At 44.2% G+C, this 20,063-nt stretch carries 15 protein-coding genes; 6 read left to right on the top strand and 9 right to left on the bottom strand.

What is annotated here, in order from left to right; translation table 11 throughout:
* Positions 1–9 precede the first annotated feature (9 nt).
* Complete coding sequence (locus MUY27_RS15730) at positions 10–2,340, bottom strand: penicillin-binding protein 1A (protein ID WP_245131528.1); 2,331 nt, start codon at positions 2,338–2,340, stop codon at positions 10–12.
* A gap of 107 nt (positions 2,341–2,447) precedes the next feature.
* On the opposite strand from MUY27_RS15730, the gene MUY27_RS15725 reads away from it, so the two are divergent.
* Positions 2,448–3,326, top strand: coding sequence for a polyphosphate kinase 2 family protein (locus MUY27_RS15725; protein ID WP_245131524.1), 879 nt, complete (start codon positions 2,448–2,450; stop codon positions 3,324–3,326).
* A 372-nt stretch (positions 3,327–3,698) separates the two neighbouring features.
* Here MUY27_RS15725 and MUY27_RS15720 read toward each other — a convergent pair whose 3' ends face one another.
* The 6 genes from MUY27_RS15720 to MUY27_RS15695 all read right to left on the bottom strand — a co-directional run bounded on the left by MUY27_RS15720 (position 3,699) and on the right by MUY27_RS15695 (position 14,194).
* Entirely contained in the window at positions 3,699–6,281 is a 2,583-nt protein-coding gene (locus tag MUY27_RS15720; protein ID WP_245131522.1) for a GH92 family glycosyl hydrolase, read from the bottom strand.
* Positions 6,282–6,379: 98 nt separating this feature from the next.
* Positions 6,380–9,508, bottom strand: a complete 3,129-nt coding sequence (locus MUY27_RS15715) for an efflux RND transporter permease subunit (protein WP_245131520.1) — start codon at positions 9,506–9,508, stop codon at positions 6,380–6,382.
* A gap of 44 nt (positions 9,509–9,552) precedes the next feature.
* A complete protein-coding gene (locus tag MUY27_RS15710; RefSeq protein ID WP_245131518.1) occupies positions 9,553–10,653 on the bottom strand; it encodes an efflux RND transporter periplasmic adaptor subunit in 1,101 nt (366 codons plus the stop codon).
* 26 nt (positions 10,654–10,679) lie between these two features.
* Positions 10,680–11,954, bottom strand: coding sequence for a TolC family protein (locus MUY27_RS15705; RefSeq protein ID WP_245131517.1), 1,275 nt, complete (start codon positions 11,952–11,954; stop codon positions 10,680–10,682).
* Between the two features lie 250 nt (positions 11,955–12,204).
* Positions 12,205–12,981, bottom strand: a complete 777-nt coding sequence (locus MUY27_RS15700) for an amidohydrolase (protein ID WP_245131516.1) — start codon at positions 12,979–12,981, stop codon at positions 12,205–12,207.
* Between the two features lie 64 nt (positions 12,982–13,045).
* The gene (locus MUY27_RS15695) at positions 13,046–14,194 is read right to left on the bottom strand and encodes a methionine aminotransferase (protein ID WP_245131515.1); all 1,149 of its coding nucleotides are present in this window, start codon (positions 14,192–14,194) and stop codon (positions 13,046–13,048) included.
* An 84-nt stretch (positions 14,195–14,278) separates the two neighbouring features.
* Between MUY27_RS15695 and MUY27_RS15690 the strand changes: the two genes are divergently transcribed.
* The 5 genes from MUY27_RS15690 (at position 14,279) to MUY27_RS15670 (ending at position 17,981) form a co-directional block, all read left to right on the top strand.
* The gene (locus MUY27_RS15690; RefSeq protein WP_245131514.1) at positions 14,279–15,247 is read left to right on the top strand and encodes an ABC transporter substrate-binding protein; all 969 of its coding nucleotides are present in this window, start codon (positions 14,279–14,281) and stop codon (positions 15,245–15,247) included.
* Complete coding sequence (locus tag MUY27_RS15685) at positions 15,247–16,119, top strand: ABC transporter permease (RefSeq protein WP_245131513.1); 873 nt, start codon at positions 15,247–15,249, stop codon at positions 16,117–16,119. Before MUY27_RS15690 ends, MUY27_RS15685 begins: the two co-directional genes overlap by 1 nt.
* A complete protein-coding gene (locus MUY27_RS15680; protein ID WP_245131512.1) occupies positions 16,112–16,861 on the top strand; it encodes an ABC transporter ATP-binding protein in 750 nt (249 codons plus the stop codon). The genes MUY27_RS15685 and MUY27_RS15680 overlap by 8 nt, the downstream gene beginning before the upstream one ends.
* Before the next feature lie 42 nt (positions 16,862–16,903).
* The gene (locus tag MUY27_RS15675) at positions 16,904–17,176 is read left to right on the top strand and encodes a hypothetical protein (protein ID WP_245131510.1); all 273 of its coding nucleotides are present in this window, start codon (positions 16,904–16,906) and stop codon (positions 17,174–17,176) included.
* 283 nt (positions 17,177–17,459) lie between these two features.
* On the top strand, positions 17,460–17,981 hold the full coding sequence (locus MUY27_RS15670; protein WP_245131508.1) for a tetratricopeptide repeat protein: 522 nt from the start codon (positions 17,460–17,462) through the stop codon (positions 17,979–17,981).
* Between the two features lie 53 nt (positions 17,982–18,034).
* On the opposite strand, the gene MUY27_RS15665 is transcribed toward MUY27_RS15670, so the two are convergent.
* Both MUY27_RS15665 and MUY27_RS15660 read right to left on the bottom strand, forming a co-directional pair.
* Positions 18,035–18,493 carry a c-type cytochrome gene (locus MUY27_RS15665; RefSeq protein ID WP_245131506.1) on the bottom strand — a complete coding sequence of 153 codons (459 nt, stop codon included), beginning with the start codon at positions 18,491–18,493 and terminating at the stop codon, positions 18,035–18,037.
* Positions 18,493–19,803 carry a PQQ-dependent sugar dehydrogenase gene (locus MUY27_RS15660; protein WP_245131503.1) on the bottom strand — a complete coding sequence of 437 codons (1,311 nt, stop codon included), beginning with the start codon at positions 19,801–19,803 and terminating at the stop codon, positions 18,493–18,495. Before MUY27_RS15660 ends, MUY27_RS15665 begins: the two co-directional genes overlap by 1 nt.
* Between the last annotated feature and the right edge of the window lie 260 nt (positions 19,804–20,063).

Here is a 20,063-nt window from a genome sequence, read left to right as displayed (position 1 = left end):
CCGGGAAAATCACGGGGTAGGCGGACCAGCCGGAGGCGTCTCTGGCTCAGCAGTCGGCGTAGCCGGTTCTGCCGCGGTTGAATCACTCGTATTAGATAAACTGTCGCTGGCTGACGTATCCCTCGAAATACGCGGCGAAGGGCACATGTATGTCTTGGTGATCTTCACCCAAGGCTTGGGGAAGGGCCCAGGTTTATAACCGCTCTGTGGATCGGCATATACCTTCTCCATAAAACGCCCGAAAATAGGCAGGGCGGTATGCGAACCTTCACCCGTTTCTGAAGTAGTAAAGTGTACGCTGCGATCATCAGCACCCACCCAAACGCCTGTTACCAGGTCTTTGGTGATACCCATATACCAACCGTCCACGTAATCTGAAGAGGTACCGGTTTTGCCGCCGATCTGGTTGCTGTTGCTTTTCCATAAGCCAGGATATTCCCATAAGGCTTGCGAAGTTCCGCCGGGTTCTTCCATACCACCACGGAACATGTAAAGCATCAGCCATGCGGTTTCCTCACTTAAAACTTTTTCTGTTTTCAGCGTGAATTCTTCCAGAACACTGCCGTTCTGATCAGTGATTTTTGTTACCAGCAGCGGATCTATCTTCTCGCCTTTGTTCAGGAAGGTACTGTAGGCCCTCACCATTTCATATACAGAAACATCGTTAGATCCCAGCGATACAGATGGTACGGATTTCAGCGGACTTTCTATACCGCACTTATGTGCATATTCTACCACTTTATCCCAGCCGACCTTTTCTGTCAGCTGAGCAGTGATGGAATTTACAGATTTACCCATGGCCCAGCGCAGTGACATTTCGCGGTAAGAAAAATGGAAATCCGCATTATTGGGCGACCATACCTCGGGCTTACCATTGTCAATGTAAGAGATGGAAACGGGTTTGTCTGTAAACTTATCACATGGCGTGTAACCGTTATCTAAAGCCGTCAGGTAGGCAAATGGCTTAAAGGTTGAACCAGCTTGGCGCTTAGCCTGGTTAACATGGTCGAAGTTGAAATACTTATGATTAATACCGCCAACCCAAACCTTGATCTTCCCGGTGGATGGCTCAATGGTCATCATGCCCGTATTCAGTATCTTCGCATAATACTTAATAGAATCAACAGGGGAGAAGGTGGTGTCTTTTTCGCCGTTCCAGGTGAACACCTTCATGCGTCGCGGCTTGTTAAAGTAGGCTTGTATCTGGGTAGTATCGTTGTTATATTTCTTCTCGAGCAGATCATAAATAGGTAGTTTCTGCTCAGCTTTCAGCACAAAATCTTTAATCTCATTTCCTTTAGAATCGCGCCATGGATTTTTCTTACCCCATAGGTTATAAAAGCGTTTTTGAAGCATCTTCATCTTCTCTTCAACTGCTTCTTCTGCAAATTGCTGCAGGCGTGAATCAATAGTGGTGTAGATTTTCAATCCATCGCGGTAAAGGTCGTAGTCATTGGCTTTACACCATTTTTCCAACCATTTTTCTACAGCCCGCCGAATGTAAGAATCGCCCTGGGCATCATCTTCCACATAGCTTAAATTGAGGTTTAAGGGTTGATGAATATTTTCGTCGTAAACAGCTTTAGTGATATAACCGTATTTCTGCATCTGCCCCAAAACGGTGTTCCGTCGAGCCAGCGAACGATCAGGGTATTTAATCGGGTTATAAACTGATGTACCTTTCAGCATCCCGATCAACGTGGCCGCTTCGGCAGGGGTAACCACGTCAGGGTTTTTGTTGAAGTACTTTAAGGTAGCTGTTTTAATACCAAACGAGTTGTTACCAAACGGAACGGTGTTGAAATAGAAGGTTAAAATTTGTTGCTTGCTGTATAAATGCTCTATTTTAAAAGCCGTTAGCCATTCCTTACACTTGTATACCACGGTGCGTAAAACGGGGATTTTTCTGATCACCCCCTGCGATTTGCGTTTCCGGGTCTGAAACAAGTTTTTTGCCAATTGCTGCGTAATAGTACTACCGCCACGTTTATCACCTTTTGCCGTTTGAATGATGCTGCTGAAAAAACCGTAAACATCTACACCATTATGTTTGTAAAATCTAACGTCTTCTGTTGCAACAAGGGCATTGATGAGGTTTGGCGAAATATCTTTAAATTCTACCGGCGAACGGTTTTCTTTATAGTAGCGTCCTAAAAGCTTGCCATCAGCCGAGTATACTTCTGAAGCGACTGACATGGTTGGATTTTTAATATCCTGCATATCAGGCGAGTAGCCAAACAGCCAGAGAAAGTTAAGCTCAATGGCACAAAAGAAGATAATGATAAAATATATGAGGATGAGAAAGCTTCGTAGAAAAATGTTGTGAATACTTCTGAACATTGGGTAAAGATGTAAAATAATGCCGCGAAATCATAGCGACTAACAAATATTAACAACGTAATTATAACCACGAAATTTTACTTAAAATACTTTAAATATTTCCGCAGATGAAAAATATTACCGACGAGTTTAAAGTGACCGATGGCGAGAAGTTTAACCTTGAAGACTATCATACAGATTATACGGGCAGCTATAAAAAAGAAGACGCCGAATCGCTTTTACAGAGCCTGATAAAGGAAACTGCCAAATTACAGGAAAAGCTTTATGCCTCTAACCAGCACGCTGTTCTGATCATTTTTCAGGCGATGGATGCTGCCGGGAAAGATAGTGCCATTGCACATACGATGTCTGGTTTGAACCCGCAGGCTTGCCAGGTGTATAGTTTTAAGCAACCTAGTGCAGAAGAGTATGATCACGATTTTTTATGGCGGCATTACAAGGCCTTACCGGAGCGCGGCAGGTTTGGTATTCATAACCGATCGCATTATGAAAATGTGCTGGTAACAAAGGTGCATCCCGAATATATTATGAATGAGCATCTGCCGGGAATTAACAGTCCCGATGATCTGAAACATGATTTTTGGGAGAAACGCTATAAAAGTATCCGTGATTTTGAAAGCCATTTATGCCGTACCGGAACAGTGATCATTAAATTCTTCCTTCATGTATCTAAAGAGGAACAAAAAGAACGTTTCCTGAAACGGCTGGAAGACCCGGAGAAAAACTGGAAGTTCTCTGCAAGTGATATAACCGAGCGCCAGTTGTGGCATAAATATATGCAGGCTTACCAGGATGCCATCAGGGCTACCTCTGCGCCGCATGCACCATGGTATGTTATTCCGGCTGATAAAAAGTGGTTTACCCGGATTGCTATCTCAACCATCATTCTGGAAACCCTTCAGCAACTTGATCTGAAAAGACCCGTTCTACCGGTGGAGCAAGCCGGGAAGTTCGCCGAAATTAAGCGGATGTTAGAAGAGGAGTAAGATTGACAGTAGTCATTAGCCATTGGTCATTAATTATAAACTGCAAGAAGTGATCTTGTTTTGGAAGAGATGCCGAATAACCCTTCGAAAAGCTCTGGGTGATAAATTATCAAATATAATCCGCCCTGTCATGCTTGTCGAAGCACCTCAATTAGGCAAATGTTAGAAGAAGAATAAGGTTAACACTAAGCCATTGGTCATTAATTAAACTGCAAGAAGTGATCTTGTTTTGGAGAGATGCCGAATAATCCTTCGACAAGCTCAAGGTGACAAATTATCAAATATGATCCGCCCTGTCATGCTGAGCTTGTCGAAGCATCTCAATTAAACTAATGTCAGAAGAAGAGTAAGGAGACTATTGATCAATGGCTATTAGTTCCCTTGTGTAAAGGTGCCGGTATTTACAAAGCTGGAGACATTTTCTCTAACAGCAATTGCTTTAACCGTAGTTGTTGCCGTTATGCTGATGGGTTTGCTGTAAAGCTTTGAGGCTGTTGTTGGTGCGGAGCCATCTGTCGTATAATAGATCTTTACATCCTTTTCGGTCGATTTGATCTCCAGGTTAAAAGGCTGTTTAAACGTTTTGGCAGAAGCGCTGAAGTAAGGGGTTACTACGATTTGGTCGTCGGTAATTTTTGACGTCGGCTTTTCCAGGTCCTGCATAAAAAGTTTGTTCTGCAGTGTTCCTGTATAAACTTCAAAATCGCCACCGTTGGCAATATCATCGTAGTTAAGGTACAGTTTATTATAGCCGTGCTTATTCAGCGTCATGCCCTGTAGATAAAAGTTATGACGGCTGATACTTGCCCCAGGATTTGAAACCGTAAATTTCTTACCGTTTTCTAAATTAATAACTGCCTTGTCAAACTGCGGAAGCCCCACCATAAACTGTTGCTGACCGGGAGCAATGTTATAAAAGCCTAAGGCGCTCATCACATACCAGGCCGACATTTGCCCGCAGTCTTCATTCCCGGCTAAACCGTCCAGTTTATTGCTGTATAGTTTGCTCATGATCTGTGCCAGGTAGGTTTCGCCTTTAGTTGGATCATCCGTAAAATTGTACAGGTAAGCGATATGATGACTTGGTTCATTACCGTGAGCATATTGGCCGATCAATCCGGCGATATCCGGCGGCGCATCACCGCTTAATTTTTCAGAGGTAGTGAACAACTCGTCCAGCTTACTTTCGAATGCCTGTTTACCACCCATTTTGTCCATCATGGTTTCCACATCCTGCGGAACCATAAAGGTATACACCCATGAATTACCTTCTGTGTAATTATCGTTTACTTCGCCGGGTTTAAGATCAGGCCGCCACCCGCCGTTGGTACGGGCATTAACAAAACCTTCGGCGGTATACATATTCTTCCAGTATTGCGAACGTTTAATGTATTGGTGGTAATCAGCGTCTTTTTTCAGCATCTTAGCCATTTGCGCTATGCACCAGTCGTCATAAGCGTACTCCATGGTTTTAGAAACAGATTCTTTTTCATCATCTGCAAGTACAGCGCCGTTCTTCCGGTACGAATCCAGCCCGAACTGGTTCCGGTTTACGGCTGCCTTCATGGCGGTAAATGCTTTTTCTGCATCAAAATCCCGTATGCCTTTTGCGTAGGCATCAACGATTACCGGGATGGAGTGATTACCGATCATGCAATAGGTTTCGTTAGAGGCTAACGGCCATATTGGCAATAAGTCCCCCTGGTCATACATGGCTAAAAAGCTTTTGATAAAATCGCTGGTGCGCTTTCTGTCAATCAATGATAATAAAGGATGTTCTGCACGATAGGTATCCCATAAAGAGAATACGGTATAGTAAGTGAAGCCATCTGCTTTATGTACCTGCTGATCAAGACCGCGATACTGCCCATCTACGTCGCTATACGTATTTGGTGCTAAAAGGCAATGATATAGTGCTGTGTAGAAAATCGTCTGCTTGATTTTAGCATAGTCGACAGGAGCGGGGCCACGCTTTTGTACGTTTCCATAAGGATAGCCATAACCATAAGGACTGTAAACCGCATTCTGATTGGCCACGGAAGGCGCGCCGCCTTCAATTTCTATTTTGGCCAGTTCATTAATCCAGGTTGTTTTAGCCGCTTTTTGAACCTTTTTAAAATCAAAGTCAGGTACCTCGGCATCCAGGTTGCTCAGGGCGCCATCGGCGCTTACGGAAGAGATCCCCACTTTAACGACTACCTCTTTAGGATTATCGAACTGTAGGTAAGCCTTCACATTTTTACCTTCGATTTTTTGTTTACCGGGCTGCAGTTTATCATCTAAAGCGATGCCATAGGTTTTAAAAGGTTTCGAGAATTTAGCGTAGAAGTAAACGTATTGGTTTTGCGCCCAGCTTTTTGATTGCCTTAAGCCACGTATTTCATGATCGTTTACAATTTCTATCCATGAATCCAGCACTTCATCGCGGTGTTTCAGATCAATGATGATATTAGCTTGTGTTGTGCCGTTGGGATATTCATACCTGTGTACACCCACCCTGGTAGTGGCAGTGAGCTCTACATCAATGTTGTATTTATCCAGATGCGTGCTGTAATATCCGGGAGACGCAACTTCGTTTTTCTTTTTAAAAGGCGAACTGTACTCGGTATTCAAAAATTTTGGATCGCCCGTAGTTGGCATAAACAACACATCGCAATAGTCCGGAATACCTGTACCACTCAGGTGAGTGTGCGAGAATCCATAAACCACACTATCAGTAGCATGATAACCAGAGCAGCCGTCCCAACCTTCCAGCCGTGTGTCCGGGCTGAGCTGTACCATACCGAAGGGAACCACCGCACCGGGATAGGTATGTCCGTGGCCGCCGGTTCCGATAAACGGGTTTACCAAAGGGGTATAATCTTTCTTCTTTTTTTGAGCCAGTACTGAAAAAGCACAACAGACAAGAAAAAGTACAGGTAGCAGTTTATAATTAAAAGTTCGGTGTAGATGCATTGGAAGTTAACTGGATATACAACTGCAAATTAACGAGTTTGGTGCGACGTGGCAATAAAAAAGCCTCGATTTAGTCGAGGCTTCTGATATAAGTTATTTTATGCGCCGAGCTTTCTCGTCAGTCTTCTCTTTTCTCTTCTATGGATCATGCGATAAACGATGGCATAGATGATTGGAAGAATCAACAAGGTTAATACGGTTGATGTAACCAAACCACCGATTACTACAATCGCTAAAGGTTTTTGCGTTTCTGAACCGATACCGGTTGATATTGCCGCAGGCATCAGACCGATAGCAGCCATCAGCGCCGTCATGATTACCGGTCGTACGCGGCTGATCACACCTTCCAGGATAGCTTCATCCAGTTGTTTACCCTCGTGCAGGTTCTTACGGAATACCGAGATCAGGATCACACCATTCTGGATACAGACACCAAACAGTGCGATGAAACCGATACCTGCCGAGATACTGAAGTTCATGCCGGTGATGTGCAGGGCTAAGATACCGCCGATCAGCGCAAACGGTACGTTCAGGATTACCAGCAACGCATCCTTTGCATTTCCGAAGGTAATGAACAGGATCAGAAAGATCACCAATAAACAGATCGGCACTACGTGGGCCAACGTGTTTGATGCACGGATCTGGTTCTCAAACTCACCGTTCCAGGTGAAGCTGTATCCCTGATCAAGTTTTACAGCGTGCCCAACTTTTTGTTGCGCTTCGGCAATGGTACTACCCAAATCGCGACCACGTACAGAGAATTTCACCGCGATATAACGCATGTTGTTATCACGGTAAATAAAGGCAGGGCCTGTAAGTGTCTTGATGGTGCTGATCTCTTTGATAGAGATCTTTGAACCGTTAAGGGTTGGCACCATCAGGTTTTCGATTTTCTCCTGCGTATCGCGGAAATCTTTCTGGTAACGGATCCGGATGTCGAATTTCCGTTCGCCCTCATATAATTGTGTGGCTGCCTTACCACCGATTGCCATCTCAATTACAGCATTGGCATCTGCTGTAGAGACCCCATATAGGGCCATCTTGCGCTGGTCAAGTTCTATGCGGAACTCCGGCTGACCAAGGTTACGCAGCACACCAAGGTCTTCTACACCCTGGATATTTTTCAGGATAGCCATTACCTCGTCGGCCTTTTTATCCAGCACAGAAAAATCGGGACCGAATATTTTCACTGCCATAGATGCCGGTACACCTGCTACTGCCTCCGCCACGTTATCCGAAATAGGTTGCGAGAAGTTATAGATAATACCCGGGAACTGGCTCAGCTTCTTATACATATCGGCGATCAGCTCTTCCTGGGTAATGCCCCGTTTCCATTCTTTCTTAGGGCGAAGATCTACCTGGATTTGTACGTTAAAGAAACCTTTAGGGTCGGTACCATCATTCGTACGTCCTACCTGAGAAAGGGTCTGCTTAACCTCTGGATAGGTAGACAGGATCTGCCGCATTTTATTGGTAATGTTCACCGAACTTTCCAGCGAGGTACTCATTGGTAACTGCGCGGTTACCCACAACGCACCCTCGTTTAATTGCGGCAGGAACTCGGTACCTAAGAATTTGGCCGAAACAAATGTCAACGCCATAAAGGCGACAGCCACAATCAAGCTGAGCTTTTGATTTCTGTAAGTAAAGCTGAACATGCGGCGTATGCCGTTTTCAAAGAAGATCACCACAGGGTTGTGCTTCTCCCTAACGTTTTTGTTCAGCAGTATGCTTGATAATGCCGGTACCAATGTCAGTGTAAAGATCAACGCGCCTAACAGTGCAAAGCCTAAGGTGTACGCCAATGGCGAGAACATTTTACCTTCTACTTTCTGGAACGCGAAGATGGGCACCAAACAGGTAAGGATAATTACTTTGGAGAAGAAGATGGCTTTACCCATTTCTGCACCTACGTTTTTAAATAGGCTTAGCTTGGCCAGTTTGTTGAACCGCTCCATCCCGACCTGGTGCGCCCGATGGTCCAGTGCAACGAAAATACCTTCCACCATTACTACCGCACCGTCTATAATAATACCAAAATCGACGGCACCCATAGAGAGCAGGTTAGCGCTCATGCCTTTCAATCGCAAACAGATAAAGGCAAACAACAGGGCCAGTGGAATTACCAAAGCCACGGTAAGCGTAGTCCGCCAGTCGGCCATGAACAGGAATACGATAACCGTTACCAGGATAATACCTTCGCAAAGGTTATGGATTACCGTTTCGGTACAGAACTCCATCAGCGTGGTACGGTCGTAGAAGGTGTCTATCTTAACATCTTTCGGCAGGATGTTATCGTTCAGATCCTTCACCTTGGCGCGCACACGCTCCAATACTTCGGCAGGGTTTTCGCCTTTGCGCATTACTACAATGCCTTCAATCACATCGTTCTGCTTGTCGCGGCCAACCTGGCCTAATCTTGGCAGTCCGGACTCTTTGATTTCAGCTACATCCTTCGCCAGGATAGGAACGTTATTTACGTTCTTGATGATGATGTTTGAAATCTCATCGATATTGTTGATCAGGCCGATACCACGTACCACATAAGCCTGGTCGTTCTTCTCTATTACATCGCCGCCCACGTTAATGTTACTGCGGTTAATGGCATTATAAACATCCAGCGATGTCAGATCATATTTGCGAAGCAGGGCAGGGTTAACGCTTACTTCGTAGCTTTTTTCCTCACCGCCAAAGCTGTTCACGTCGGCTACACCAGGGATAGCTTTAAATTGGCGGTCTAATACCCAATCCTGGATAGCAGTTAGCTCATGCAGTGATTTGGTACGGCTTTTTAATGTATAACGATAGATCTCGCCAGTTGGGCCGTATGGCGGTTCAACCTCTGGTTTTACACCATCTGGCAGGTCGACGTTGGATAACCGGCTTAATACCTGCTGGCGGGCAAAGGCATCGTCGACATCGTCATCAAATATGATGCGGACATAGGATAAACCGAATGATGAGGTGGTACGAAGGTTTGATTTCTTCTGTACCGAGTTGAGCACCGTTTCCATCGGGATGGTGATCATTTTCTCTACTTCCTCTGCACTGCGGCCCGGCCACTGGGCGATGATAATGATCTGCGTATTGGTCACGTCCGGGAAGGTTTCTATAGGCGTATTACTATAGCTCCAGATTCCGAGCGCTACCACCACGGCAGTCATGAAAAATATGAAGATCCGGTTCTTCAGCGAAAACTGAATGATACCTTTAATGAATTTATTCATTGCTTAAATTGCTCTTAGTAAATAATTAGGGCGGAAGAACGCGGTTACTCTGCTGTTAAGGCATCGTATAACATCAACTGGTTTTTAGAAACCACCTTATCGCCCGGTTTTAAACCCGAACCGATGTAGGTAACATTATCAACCGTTTTAATTACGCTTACTTCACGAACCTTCAAATCGCACTTACTATTATAAACTACCACGTAGTTTTTGCTACTGTCGAATACCACTGCTTTTGCCGGTACAGATACTGCCTGCTGGTTTTCGCTGTTGGTAACAGTTACCGTAGTAAACATTTCAGGTTTTAGCAGCATATCGTTATTAGGCAATACAATTTTAATCTTCATTACCTTATTGTCAGGGTCGAGGACCGCACTCACTTCATTTACCGTTCCGGTAAATACTTTACCTGGGTAAGCTATAGTGGTCACTTTTGCCTGGTAGCCTTTTTTAACTTTAGCAATATCAGACTCGAAAACATTCGCCCAGATCCATACATCTTTCATGTTAGAGATGGTGAACAAACTGCCGTTATTGTCCTGACGGATAAAGCTTCCCTGAGTGATGTTCTTTTCTACGATATAGCCTGCCTCTGGCGCTTTGACTACCAAAGTACCGCTCGCGCTGGTGTTGCCGCCGCCATTAATAGCTATTTGCTGCTGAACCTTGCGATTAGCCGCAACTGCTTTATTATAGTTTTCTTTAGCTTCTTCATAGTCGCGTTCGCTGGAAATACCGTTTTTATACAGGTATTCCGCTTGCGAAAGCTGGCGTTTAGCCACGGCTACGTCTGCACCGGTAGAAGAAAGGTCGGTATAGTTACCGGCCACATCGGCACTTCTGATCACTGCCAGGGTTTGTCCTTTAGATACCCTGTCGCCAAGTGATACTTTAACTTCTAAAACCTGGCCACTGGAAAAAGGGAATACCTTCACCACGTTATTATCGTCGAAAGAAACCTCGCCAGAAAGAGTAAGTTCGTCTTTCATGGTTGCAGTTTTGGCCGTGTCAATGGTGATAATCTTCGCCATGGAATCACTTACACATACCTGCTTGCTTTCTGTAACTTGTTCTGTTTTATGCTTGCATGCCGCCAGCAACGTTAAAGCGGCTATGCCGGTTACTAACGCTTTAGTTTTCATCATTATGAAATTTGTTTTCGAGTTCTTAATTAGGGTTTAATCACGGTAACACCAACAGCAAAATCCAGGTCAGCTATGGATTTTTGAAGGTTGTATTGCTGTTGCAGTATCTTCAGTTTGGTGTCTTTATAGCTTTCAAAGAAATCTATAAATTCAATCAGGCTGATCTGTCTTTGCTTGAAACCATTTAGCATGCCGTTGAACAGCTTATCATACTGCTGGTTAAACTGCAGTTGCTGCGTGGTAAACAGTTGCTGGTTCAGTTTATACTGGTTAACAGCTTCGGCCACATCGTTCCGTAGGCGTAATTCGCTTTCCTGCACGGTAGCCTGCTGGCTCATGACATCGTACTTAGCCGACTTGATATTACCCTGGTTACGGTTAAAAAGGGGAAGGGGAATACCGATCTGCAACCCGTAATAGTTGGGCGCATAGCTGCTGTTCTTGTCGTAAGAAACACCAAGCGTTACATCCGGTACGGCTAATGCTTTCTGGTAAGCTAAGTTATGTGTTGCCGAATTTAACTGGTATTGGTTTGAGAGATAATCCGGGCGGTTGGTCTTCGCCTGATCTATCAGATTTTGCAAATTCAGGTCTGCCGTGGTAGAAGGTTTATCCTGAACTAAAGGGAGCACAAACTTTGTTTCATCGATATGCAGCAAGGTCTTTAGCTCTGTCTGTAACTGGTTGATCTGGCGGTTATTTTCAACCATGTCATTTTGCAGACTAAACTGAAGCGCTTTCAACCGGATCAGATCCTTCATGGATGTGTTCCCGGCATCGTATGATTTCTGAATCCCGTTTACCAGGTTCTCAGCCGCGCTGATCTCTGTCTGGTAAACTTTGCCTTGTTCTACCAGCGTAGCCACCTGGCCAAAATCAAGCTGCAGGTTATAACGCAGGTTACGCATCAAATCATTAAACTCTGCTTCCTGTACCTGTGCATTGTCTTTAGCTACCTGTACCTGCTTACCGCGTTTACCTGCGGTAGCAAAAACCTGGCTAAGCTGTAAGAATACCTGCCCGTACTGGCTGTTGTGCGTAAAGAATTTTTTGCTTGATCCGTCCCAGATGTTTTGGTCTGTACTTAACTGGGGGTTATCCCATAATTTTGCCTGGCTGATTAAGGCTTGCGTAGATTGCACATTGTATTTCTGTGCAATAAGGCTGAGGTTGTTTTGCAGGAACTGCTTTTCGGCATCCTGAAAATTTAGTTTTAGTGTGTCGGTTTGTGCTTCAGCACTTACAGTAGAAAAAATAGAACAAACGAGTACACCAAAAGCTACTTGTTTAAAGTTTCGCATTATAAATTATTCCCTATTCAATGTTACAAATTTTATGATCGGATATGAATTTTTGATGAAGGAGTAGTCGGGATTATGGATAAAGGATTGATAGACAAAAAAACTTATCAGATAATGGAGTTTAAAACAATAAAGCGGTTAACAAAAGATGGATAAATAGGTAAAACCTCCTTCTTATATCATTCACCTTTGTTCTTCAGTCCCTCGTTGCTTATCTTTTACCTTTCGTCTACCAGTCCTTCGTCTTTTTTTATAAAATCTCGAACCTGTCGGCGTCTTTCAGAAAGGGGAAGTAGCGCCGCGCTTTGTGAACTTCTTCCGGATAAATGGTAAAGGTGTATACGTCTTCCTCGTCGCGTTTATAGTAAACTACGTTACCCGAAGGGTCTATACAAGTAGAATCGCCGGAATGATAAACTTCGTTTCCATCGTGCCCTACACGGTTTACACCAATTACGTAAGAAAGGTTTTCAATGGCGCGGGCAGGTATTAATGTACGCCAGTGTAATGATCGTTTTTCGGGCCAGTTGGCTACCACGATCAGCAAGTCATACGCTTCAGGCGCATTTCGCAGCCATACGGGGAAGCGCAGATCATAACATATTGCAGGCCGTACGCGCCAGCCTTTCAGGTCCACAATCAGTTTGTCTTCACCGGCGGTGTAGGTATCTTGTTCCTTTGCAAGGGTAAATAAATGTCGTTTGTCATAATGTTCAAACGTCCCGTCGGGCCGCATCCAAATCAGGCGGTTAAAATAGTTGCCATCTTCTTTGATAATGAGGCTACCGGTAACTACGGCCTGGAACTTCTCTGCCGTTTGCGCCATCCATTGCATCGTCTTGCCGTTCATCGGCTCGGCCAGGTCAGGCGCATTCATGGTAAAGCCAGAATTAAACATTTCCGGCAATATTATCAGGTCTGTCTTTTCACGGATGTTGGAAAGTTTCAGGTTTAAGTTTTGAAGATTTTTGTCGACGTTTTCCCAAAATAAGTATCCTTGAAAAGTAGTGATCTTTAAATTATCCATTCTTAATCGGTTAAGGCCCTAAAGCCGTTAAACGTAATCGTGTTAATTAATTCCGCTGCTTCATTTATCCAATCTTCATCAATCTTTCAACGGCTTTATCGAGTGTTTCTTGCTTTTTTGCGAAACAAAAGCGAAGAATATGATGGTCAGTTCCTTTATTATAGAAGGCAGAAACCGGTATTGATGCCACCCCAAATTCCTTCGCGATCCTGACAGCCAGTTCGTTATCTTTTTCGTCAGAAAAGTTGCTGTAGCTTACCGATTGAAAGTACGAACCGTGGCAAGGTAACAGTTCAAATCGGGTTTGGCTTAAACCTTCCCGAAAATTATCTCGTTTTCGCTGAAAAAAATCCGCCAAACCCAGATATACGCTCTCATCCTTCAGATATTCAGCCGCAGCTACCTGCATGGGGGTATTTACACTGAATACATTAAACTGGTGGATCTTCCTGAACTCCTGCATCAGGTAAGCAGGGGCGAGGCAGTAGCCAATTTTCCAGCCGGTGGTATGAAATAGTTTCCCGAAAGAAGCGGCGATAAAGCTGCGCTCGCGAAGTTCTGGGTAGAGCGCCATACTTAAATGTTGCTTACCGTCGAACACCAGGTGCTCATAAACTTCATCACTAAGGATAATGATATCCCGGTTCTTCACAATTGTGATCAACTCCTTAATGTCATTTTCATCCAGGATGGTTCCGGTAGGGTTATGCGGCGAGTTGAGGATGATCATGCGTGTTTTAACGCTGACCAGCTTTTTGACCATATCCCAGGGAATGCGATAATCCGGAGGGGTTAACTCCATCGCCCTTACTACACCGCCCATTAGCTTTACCGTAGGCGCATAAGCATCATAAGCGGGTTCGAAGATAATGACCTCGTCGTTCGGCTGGATAACCGCGCTGATTGCTGTAAACAAAGCCTGCGTTCCGCCAGCAGTTACGGTAACGTCTGTGTTTTGATCATAGTCGGCCCCATATAATGTATTAGCCTTAGCAGCGATAGCTTCACGCAGCGCAGGAAGACCCGTCATCTGTGCGTATTGGTTATGGCCTTCTTTCATGGCCTTATAAACCAATTCCGTTAATTCAGGTGCGCAATCATAATCGGGGAAACCCTGCGAAAGATTAATGGCGCCTACCTCTGCAGCCAGTGCAGACATTACAGTAAATATAGTAGTAGGCGTTTTAGGAAGTTTAGAAACAACAGGTATCATGCAATTGCAAAATTACGATAAAACTGGTAGACCATGCTTTTATTAGTAATCCTTTTGTAGGCCGAATTGTTTAATTTAGTCGCCATGAACAAACTAATTCAACGTGCGGCGGTTGTAATCGCCTTGTTTTTAGTCTCTTGTCAATCAAATAAAAAAGATGCTCCGGTTGTGGGTTTTGTGGATGCTTTTGAAGATGCGACCATTGCCCAGGCACGGACAGGTTTTACCGATGCCTTAAAGAAAAGTGGTTACAGTGAAGATAAACACACGGTAGTGATTAAATACCGCAATGCACAAGGAAGTATTCCGACATTAACACAGATCGTCAGCCAGTTTATTGCCGAAAAGGTTGATCTTTTAGCCACCTGTACCACCGTTTCAACTGTAGCGGCTGCTCAAAAGACAAAGACCATCCCCATCTGTATGATGGTTTCGCCGACACCAGAACGTGCGCAGCTAACAGATGTTAACGGTAAAGCACCGGCTAATCTGTTCGGGACAATGGAAGACCTTGCTTACATCGATACTTCATTCGCCATCATTCCAAAAATTCTGAAACCGCACGGAAGCAAACTAATTGTGGGGATGATCTATAACCAGTCAGAACCACAATCTGTAGATGCCATGAAACGGATCCAGTCGCTGGCGCAGAAATCCAACATAGAACTGGTTGCCCTACCTGTGGATTTTTCTTCAGAAGCGCAATTGGTCACTAAAACCCTGTTAGGTAAAAATATCGATGCCTTTTTTGCTAATCCGGACAATACCGTTTTTGCGGCATTCGAAACCATTTTGAAAAGCTGTAATGAAAAGAATGTTCCGGTATTTACCAGCGAGGCTGGTTTGGTTCAGCGGGGGGCCGTTGCGGCTTTCGGCGCGGATATGTACCAGTGGGGGTATCAGTCTGGCTTACAGGCGGCGGCATATTTAAAAAATAAATCTATGAAGGGCCTGAAGCCCGAGATGGTGAAAGTGCGCAAGCGGGTTTATAATCCTGAAGTAGCTAAACGCTACCACCTGACCATCCCTTCAGATTTTCAACCGGTAAAATAATGGAGGTTTACTTAAGCGCCGTATTACAGGGGTTGTGCCTGGTGGCTATCGCGTTGGGGGTTTATCTTTCCATGAAGATATTTAACATTCCGGATATTACTACCGACGGCAGTTATACTTTAGGTGGTGCGGTAACAGCGGTATTACTCACGCATCACCAATCTTTATTGGTGACGGTTCCGGCGGTAATGCTGGCTGGTGCCATTGCCGGTGCTTTTACCGGGTTGATCCACACCAAGCTAAAGATAAATGCCCTCTTGGCCGGTATCCTGGTCATGACGGCGCTTTATTCGGTAAATCTTACCATCATGGGGCGGTCGAACATTCCTTTACTGAACATGTCCTCAATTTTTAACGTGGTCAATTTATCATCTAACCCTGATTACAATACTTTATTCATTGTGCTGATTATTGTGGCTGTACTGATCCTAGCCTTGGGGTTCCTGCTAAAAACAGACTTCGGTATTGCTATGCGTGCCACCGGCGACAGCGAACAAATGGTAAGGGCGATGGGCGTAAACACGGACCGGATGAAGATTATTGGTTTGGCGCTGGCCAATGCGCTGACCGCGTTAAGCGGATTCCTGATGACGCAGTTTCAAGGGTATGCGGATATCAATATGGGTATCGGTATCGTGATCACCGGTTTAGGTTCTGTAATCATTGCAGAGACCATCATTAACTGGCGAAGAATTACCAGTATCCAGGTAAGCTTGATACTGGTGGTCTGCGGTGCAGTGGTCTTTCAACTGGTACTGGCGTTTGCCTTGGTGATAGGCGTAGACGCCAACTTGCTGAAGCTGGTTACTGCGCTGTTTGTATTATTGATTGTGAGTTTGCCGCGTTTATCCTTCAGAAAACAGTATGATTGAGCTACAACACGTTTCAAAAACTTTTAACAAAGGCCGGGCTACTGAGGTTAACGCCCTGAATGATATCAATCTGCTGGTTAAAAAGGGCGAATACCTGGTAATTGTTGGCGCTAACGGTTCAGGTAAAAGTACACTGCTGAATATTATTGCAGGCAATATTAAAGTAAGCGCTGGCGAGATTAAAATAGAAGGGGAGGACGTTCACAACTATGCCGATTATCAGCGTAGCAAATGGATTGCACGCGTGTTTCAAAACCCATTAAGTGGTACGGCTTCGGGGTTAAGTATTATCGACAATTTCAGGCTGTCCGCTATTCGTACCCAAGGTAAAAATTTAACGATCGGTGTGAATGCCTCATTTACAAAGCAGGTTAAAGAAAAGATAGCCACTTTAGAAATGGGGTTGGAAGATAAGCTGAACCAGCAAATGGGAACCTTGTCCGGCGGTCAGCGGCAGGCATTAACCTTATTAATGAGCGTCATGGATGATTGCCGAATTCTGCTGCTTGACGAACCTACCGCAGCGCTCGACCCGCGTTCTGCAAACATTGTGATGCAAACGGCGGATAAGCTGGTTAAAGACTTTGGCCTAACGGCGGTATTGATCACGCATAACTTAAAAGACGCCTATACCTATGGGAACCGGGTGATCCAAATGGCAGATGGAAAGATCATCAGAGATGTAGCGGGTGAAAATAAATTAACCCTAAGTCAAGCTGAATTATTTGAATGGTTTTCCTGAAACCCTAAATTATGGCAAAGTAATTGTATTAGTGCAGTTACTATGAAAAATATTAACTTTAAAGAAATAAAAGACGCTTATCAACTGGTTGAAGGCGCTAAGATAAAAGGTAGAAAGTATGACGAAGTTTTTGAACTTGGTTCATACGATCCGATAAAAAGAGGATACACGTTATATCCGTTCGAAGACGGTGTGCGTTTTGAAGATTTCTGCGTGATTGTTTCGGAGCGAGAATTAAAGAATAACTACCTCATAGAAGGGGTAAATGTAAACAACCCGATCATAGAACAACAGCAGGTGAAACTTTCTGCTTAGGCTGATTTTTTTAACTAAAAAGTGATATATATGCCTGCGTTTTTGCTGGAGTGTATATCACTTTTGCATGTCTCCATTTGGTAGTTCCATCTTTTTTGCTTACATTAGTATTGCTTTAAACAAATACTGATGTTTTTAAAACTTCATTATCATAAATAGGTTGCGTTTTACATCAATGTAAATGGTTCTGCTAATACCCATAAAATCAGGGTGGCAGCGCTTCCTTCAACTACTTATTTCACACTTAAGTTTTAAACAGCTTTAAGAGCTGGATTTTTTATTAATGGATACATATTACACTTTAGAAGAAAAATATCTTTTAGCGGTGGATGAACTTAAATACGGCGACACGCCTAAAAGTTTACAACTGCTAACCGAGATTGTAAATAACGAGCCTATGCATGCAAGGGCACATTTTCAGTTAGGCAGAATTTATTATTACGACCTGAACGATTACAATACGGCAGGCTTTCATTTTAAGACCTGTAACGAACTGGAGCCGAACTTTCCGGATGTTTATGTTCATTACCTGAACCTGCTGAACTTCCTGCATATGGATAAGCAGTTCGAAACTGTTAAAACCAAAGCAATGGCTGTTCCTGGTGTTGATCTTGCTGCAGTTTATGCATTAGCTGGTTTAGCCGCAGAACGTCAGAAACAGTGGACGAAGGCTACAGATAATTACCGCAAGGCTTTTTTAGAGGTGACGAATAAGTCGCAGAAAGAAGAGATCGAAGAGCACCTGATCCGTGTTACAGAGAAGGTAAATATGTCTAAAGGGTTCAGTTATACCATAGCTGAGTGATAGCTAAGATTTAAATAACAAAGGGCTGAATTTTCAGCCCTTTGTTATTTATACTATTTTTTTCCTCGCAAAGCTTTTACTTCTGATGCGGTAACCGCGGTAGCTTTATTACCGAAATTGTTACGTACATAAGTAAGTACGTCGGCAATATCCTGGTCTTTCAGGTAATCCTGTGAAGGCATATTGTTAGAGTACGTTTGCCCGTTTACCTCCACATCTTCACTCAAACCGTTCAGCACAATCTTAATCAGCTTGGTTTTGTCGCCTGTAACAAACGGCGATCCGGCTAAAGGCGGGTTCATATTCGGCACACCCAGGCCGGTAACCATATGGCAGGTAATACAACTTTGGCCGTATACCTTTTGCCCATTTGCCAACGTAGCTGCCGAAATAAGGGCCGAAGATTTAGCAGCTTTGCTGCCGCTTTTCGTTTTTGATTTATGCTGTGCAGCGGCTGTAAGCGTAGTGCTTACGGCTGCCGCAATTATTGCTGTTTTAAAAATCGCACGCATTATTTTTTATAAGAGATCTTAAATACTGTTCCTTTACTATCATCGGTTACGTAAATAGAGCCATCCGGGCCTTGTGCTAAACCACATGGGCGATGAGTAGCAGCACCGGAAGCGGTATTGGCTTGGCTGCCTGAGAAGTTATCAGCAAATACTTCCCACTCGCCGGATGGTTTACCATTTTTAAAAGGTTGGAAAACCACGAAATATCCCGCTTGCGGCTCCGGCGCCCGGTTCCATGAACCGTGGAAAGCAATGAACGCACCATTTTTATATTTTTCTGGAAATTGGTTGCCGGTATAAAATAAAAGTCCATTAGGCGCCATGTGGCCAGGGTAAGCAGCAGCAGGATCGATGAAATTACCTTCGGCTTCTTTCTTGCCATCGCCGCCATATTCGGGTGCCATTATTTTCTTGTGCTGGATCTGATCATAATACATATAAGGCCAGCCGGCATTGTCACCCTTTTTTAAAGCGTACATACATTCTGCAGGTAGTTCAGCCGATTGCTTAACGGTATACAAATCGGGAAAAATATCATGAAGCTGATCGCGGCCGTGTTGCATTACAAAAAGTTGATTTAGCTGTTGGTTCCAGTCTAACCCAACCACATTGCGCAAACCGGTAGCATAGCGTACGCCATCGCCGTAATGTTGCTTTTGCTTATCGGCCTTAAATTGCCAGATACCACCGGCCGAATCCAGGATTGGGCAGCCCTTGCGGCCCAGTGACCCGCGCTGACGGTCTTTCTCCTGGCAGGAGTTAGAATAAGCGCCCACGTTTACGTAAAGGTTTCCATCATTATCGAGTACAATAGACTTTGATTCGTGCTGACGGCGATTGATCAGGCCTTCAACAATCAATTCGGGTTGATCGGGATTGATCACCTCATTTTTGTCGTTCAGTTTATAACGGTAAACGTTTTCGTCAGACGAAGCATACAGGTAACCATTTTTGATGTAAATGCCGGTTCCACCGAAGTTGCCGAAGCCGCTTTTAACGGTGGCTTTACCATCGGCGCCCTCATGCAGCACCACTATGCCTTTGCCGTCTTTCGCACGGCCAAGCTTTACGTAGATATCACCTTGAGGGGTTACGGCAATGTGCCTTGCCCGGCCGATATTATCAGCAATAATAGTTGCCTGGAAACCTGCCGGTAGTTTCAGACCCGCACTTTCAACCGTCGCTTCGGTTTTCTGCGCAGTTTGACCATTTTCTTCGGCCGGACCATTTTTATGATCTATACATTTAAAAGAAAGCAGCCCGGCTACTACAGCAGCAGATAGCATGGCGGTTATCGCACTTTTTTTCATTGCGGTATTTGTGTGTTCGTTAAGTTAATTATGTTCGGAGTTACGGTTTAAACAATCGAAAGTAGCTTTTTGTGAGGTAAAGGCATAACGGTCAGGCAAAAATTCTGTTACATGTCTGCTTTTTAAATATATTCAAAATTATATTCCAAAAATAAATAATTAATAAAAATAATATTCTTTTAATTTAAATCATTGTGGTATTTACTAATGGTGTATTAAACCTTCCGCTTCTTTTTGAAGTCATAATACCAAACAAAAAG

The sequence above is a fragment of the Mucilaginibacter straminoryzae genome (genome assembly GCF_022953055.1).
Taxonomy (GTDB): domain Bacteria; phylum Bacteroidota; class Bacteroidia; order Sphingobacteriales; family Sphingobacteriaceae; genus Mucilaginibacter; species Mucilaginibacter straminoryzae.
Note: the sequence above shows the minus strand (reverse complement) of the source record. Positions and strands in the feature narration are given on the sequence as shown.

What these genes read in the sequence shown, in the direction of transcription:
- MUY27_RS15730 (WP_245131528.1), bottom strand. Translation starts at nt 2,340, where the DNA reads ATGTTCAGAAGTATTCACAACATTTTTCTACGAAGCTTTCTCATCCTC.
- MUY27_RS15725 (WP_245131524.1), top strand. Translation starts at nt 2,448, where the DNA reads ATGAAAAATATTACCGACGAGTTTAAAGTGACCGATGGCGAGAAGTTT.
- MUY27_RS15720 (WP_245131522.1), bottom strand. Translation starts at nt 6,281, where the DNA reads ATGCATCTACACCGAACTTTTAATTATAAACTGCTACCTGTACTTTTT.
- MUY27_RS15715 (WP_245131520.1), bottom strand. Translation starts at nt 9,508, where the DNA reads ATGAATAAATTCATTAAAGGTATCATTCAGTTTTCGCTGAAGAACCGG.
- MUY27_RS15710 (WP_245131518.1), bottom strand. Translation starts at nt 10,653, where the DNA reads ATGATGAAAACTAAAGCGTTAGTAACCGGCATAGCCGCTTTAACGTTG.
- MUY27_RS15705 (WP_245131517.1), bottom strand. Translation starts at nt 11,954, where the DNA reads ATGCGAAACTTTAAACAAGTAGCTTTTGGTGTACTCGTTTGTTCTATT.
- MUY27_RS15700 (WP_245131516.1), bottom strand. Translation starts at nt 12,981, where the DNA reads ATGGATAATTTAAAGATCACTACTTTTCAAGGATACTTATTTTGGGAA.
- MUY27_RS15695 (WP_245131515.1), bottom strand. Translation starts at nt 14,194, where the DNA reads ATGATACCTGTTGTTTCTAAACTTCCTAAAACGCCTACTACTATATTT.
- MUY27_RS15690 (WP_245131514.1), top strand. Translation starts at nt 14,279, where the DNA reads ATGAACAAACTAATTCAACGTGCGGCGGTTGTAATCGCCTTGTTTTTA.
- MUY27_RS15685 (WP_245131513.1), top strand. Translation starts at nt 15,247, where the DNA reads ATGGAGGTTTACTTAAGCGCCGTATTACAGGGGTTGTGCCTGGTGGCT.
- MUY27_RS15680 (WP_245131512.1), top strand. Translation starts at nt 16,112, where the DNA reads ATGATTGAGCTACAACACGTTTCAAAAACTTTTAACAAAGGCCGGGCT.
- MUY27_RS15675 (WP_245131510.1), top strand. Translation starts at nt 16,904, where the DNA reads ATGAAAAATATTAACTTTAAAGAAATAAAAGACGCTTATCAACTGGTT.
- MUY27_RS15670 (WP_245131508.1), top strand. Translation starts at nt 17,460, where the DNA reads ATGGATACATATTACACTTTAGAAGAAAAATATCTTTTAGCGGTGGAT.
- MUY27_RS15665 (WP_245131506.1), bottom strand. Translation starts at nt 18,493, where the DNA reads ATGCGTGCGATTTTTAAAACAGCAATAATTGCGGCAGCCGTAAGCACT.
- MUY27_RS15660 (WP_245131503.1), bottom strand. Translation starts at nt 19,803, where the DNA reads ATGAAAAAAAGTGCGATAACCGCCATGCTATCTGCTGCTGTAGTAGCC.